The organism is Flammeovirga sp. AWQ4_249 (genome assembly GCF_056161045.1).
This window is the reverse complement of the sequence record NZ_JBSWYJ010000160.1, coordinates 1-240: the sequence shown is the minus strand read 5'-3', so window position 1 is coordinate 240 and position 240 is coordinate 1. Positions and strand designations below refer to the sequence as shown.

Below are 240 nucleotides of genomic sequence, written 5' to 3'. Positions count from 1 at the left end.
GTCTTTTGGGAGTATTTAGTCTTGGCGGATGGTGCCGCCGGATTCAATGGGGGTTTCACCGGCCCCCACTTACTCAGGAACTCTCGCTCTCAATAACACTTACCTGTACGGGACTCTCACCCTCTGTGGTTGCACTTTTCAATGCATTTCAGTTCATGTTATGTCGATTATCGAGGTCCTACAACCCCAGTCAAGCCGGAACTCAACTGGTTTGGACTCTTCCGCGTTCGCTCGCCACTA

1 rRNA gene is annotated in these 240 nt (G+C 51.2%); it reads right to left on the bottom strand.

The annotated features are described in order from the left end of the window. Window positions 1-240: ribosomal RNA gene (locus tag ACXAHM_RS26485) — 23S ribosomal RNA — on the bottom strand; the annotation flags it as partial.